The organism is Microbacterium sp. (assembly GCF_039812165.1).
GTDB lineage: Bacteria > Actinomycetota > Actinomycetes > Actinomycetales > Microbacteriaceae > Microbacterium.
The window spans coordinates 1-2790 of sequence record NZ_JBDIAB010000295.1 but is presented as its reverse complement, the minus strand read 5'-3'; the positions used below and the strand labels follow the sequence as shown (position 1 = coordinate 2790).

The window sequence follows — 2790 nt, the reverse complement described above, 5'->3', positions numbered from 1 at the left end:
GCGCGCTTCCCGGCCCGCTGGCGGCGCGCCGTCGCCCAGGTGCGCGCCCACCTGCGCGCGCACGACGTCGACGTCGTCGTCGGGTTCGGCGGGTACGCCGCCGCGGCCGCGGCCATCGCCGCGCGGCGCGAGGGCGTGCCGTTCGTCGTGCACGAGGCGAACGCGAAGCCGGGCCTGGCCAACGTGCTGGGCGCCCGCCGCGCGGCGGCGACCGGCGTGGTGTTCCCCGGCACGCCGCTGCGGGGCGCGCGCGTGGTGGGCATGCCGCTGCGCCGCGAGATCGTGGAGCTCGACCGCGCGGCGCTGCGCGACGAGGCCGCCGCCCGCTTCGGGCTCGACGCCTCGCGTCCCGTGCTCCTCGTCTTCGGCGGCTCGCTCGGCGCCCGGCGCCTCAACGAGGCCTTCGCCGGCGCGTGGCGCGACGTGGTCGAGGCGGGCTGGCAGGTGCTGCACGCGGTGGGGGAGCGCAACGAGCTGAGCGACCCGGGCCACCCGGACTACGCGATCGTGCCCTACATCGACCGCATGGACCTCGCGTACGCGCTCGCCGACGCGATCGTCTGCCGCTCCGGCTCGTCGACGGTGAGCGAGATCGAGGCGCTCGGCATCCCCGCCGTCTACGTGCCCTACGCCGTGGGCAACGGCGAGCAGGCCCGCAACGCCCGCTCCGCGGTCGAGGCGGGCGCCGCGCGCCTCATCCCCGACGCGAAGCTCACCGCCGACCGTGTGCGCAGCGACATCGTGCCGCTCCTGGCCGACCCGGCGGCCCTCGAGCGCATGCGCGCGGCCGCGGCGACCGTCGGCTCGCGCAGCGGCACCGAGGGCGTCATCGCCCTGATCGACGAGTCGCTCGCCCGCTGACCCGTGTCGCCGCCTCGCGGCGGACCGCTCGTGCCGGACCGCGAGAATCCGACTGCGCGTCGAGAATCCGCGCCGGGCGTGCAGTCTCGACGCACCGATGGAGTCTCGCGGGACGGAGGGGGCGGGGCGTGGACTGCGCGCGCGGCGCGCGTGCCGCAGGCTCCTTCCAGGATGCCGCGACCTAGACTTGTCGGGTCATGATCAGACCCGACTTGAGCCTGCCCATCCCCGACGACATCACCGCCGCGCACTTCATCGGCATCGGCGGATCCGGCATGTCGGGCCTCGCGGGCATGTTCCTCGACCGCGGCATCCGCGTGTCGGGCTCCGACCGCGCCGACAGCGCCGCGATGCGTGCGCTCGCCGCGCGCGGCGCGACCGTGCACGTGGGCCACGAGGCCGCGAACCTGCCCGACGACGTCGACACCGTCGTGCACACCGGTGCGATCTGGCCCGAGAACCCGGAGTTCGTGCTGGCGAAGGAGCGCGGACTTCACGTCATCCACCGCTCGCAGGCGCTGCACTGGCTCATCGGGCGCCGCCGGCTCGTGTCGGTCGCCGGTGCGCACGGCAAGACGACCTCGACCGGCATGATCGTCACCGCCCTGCGCGCGCTCGACGCCGACCCGACGTTCGTCAACGGCGGCGTCATCGCCGACCTGGGCACCTCGAGCGCGACCGGAGACGACCAGCTGTTCGTCATCGAGGCCGACGAGTCGGACGGCACCTTTCTCCTGTACGACACGTCGATCGCGCTCATCACGAACGTCGACCCCGACCACCTCGACCACTGGGAGACCCGCGACGCGTTCTACGCCGGGTTCGCCCGCTTCGCCGACGACGCGCGCGAGGCGGTCGTGATCTCCTCCGACGACCCCGGCGCCCGCCGCGTGGCCGCGGTGATCGCGCACCCGCGCGTGGTGAGCTTCGGCGAGGCCCCCGACGCCGACGTGCGCGTGAGCGACATCGTCGCCGAGGGCCCGGTGGCCTTCACGGTCTCGGCGGGCGGCGAGTCCGTCCGGGCGCGCCTGGCCGTGCCCGGCGCCCACAACGCGATCAACGCCGCCGGCGCGGTCGCCGTGCTCACGACGCTCGGCTACGAGCTCGAGCCCGCCGTGCGCGCCGTCGAGGGCTTCGGCGGCACCGTGCGGCGCTTCGAGCTGCACGGCACCGAGCGCGGCGTGAGCGTGTACGACGACTACGCGCACCACCCGACCGAGGTCGCCGCGGCGCTCTCGGCCGCCCGCACGGTCGTCGGCGACGGACGCATCATCGCGCTGCACCAGCCGCACACCTACTCGCGCACGCGGGAGATGTTCCAGGAGTTCGCCGACGTGCTCGAGGAGCACGCCGACCACACCGTCGTGCTGGACGTGTACGGCGCCCGCGAGGACCCGATCCCGGGCGTCACCGGCGAGCTCGTCAGCGCGGCCTTCGCCGACCCGGCCAAGGTGCACTACGTCGTGGACTGGCAGGATGCCGCCGACTACACGGCATCCGTCGCCCGCGACGGCGACTTCGTGATCACCCTCGGCTGCGGCAACGTGTACCTCATCATCCCGCAGGTGCTGCAGGCGCTCGCCGAGGCGAGGCGGTAGCACGTGCGGCGGCCGAGCCCGCTGCCGTCGGGGTCTTCGTCGCGGCCGGAGCCTCCGGCGGTCACCCGCGCGCCGTCGCCCGCCGCCGCGGCCCCCGCCGACCCGGATGAGACCGAGACGGTCCCCATCGACCCGCCGTGGCACCTGCGCCGGAAGAAGCCGGCGGCAGAGTCCGACGACGCGCCCACGGCGCCGGTCACCCCGCTGACCGCGGCCCCGGCGGCGACGTCGAAGACGGGCGCGGCCGGCATCGGCCCCGGATCCGTGGACGACACGGCATCCGGCTCGCCGGAGGGGGAGCGCGTCGGCGTGCGCACGGTGTGGTCCGCCG

At 75.2% G+C, this 2790-nt stretch carries 2 protein-coding genes and 1 pseudogene; all 3 read left to right on the top strand.

Annotation, left to right across the window (positions count from 1 at the left end; translation table 11 throughout):
* Window positions 1–861, top strand: an 861-nt coding sequence (locus WML84_RS14565) for a UDP-N-acetylglucosamine--N-acetylmuramyl-(pentapeptide) pyrophosphoryl-undecaprenol N-acetylglucosamine transferase (protein WP_347346856.1), incomplete at its 5' end; no start/stop codon positions are given.
* Between the two features lie 197 nt (window positions 862–1058).
* On the top strand, window positions 1059–2459 hold the full coding sequence (murC, locus tag WML84_RS14560; RefSeq protein ID WP_347346855.1) for a UDP-N-acetylmuramate--L-alanine ligase: 1401 nt from the start codon (window positions 1059–1061) through the stop codon (window positions 2457–2459).
* Window positions 2460–2462: 3 nt separating this feature from the next.
* Window positions 2463–2790: pseudogene (locus WML84_RS14555) on the top strand (hypothetical protein); the annotation flags it as partial.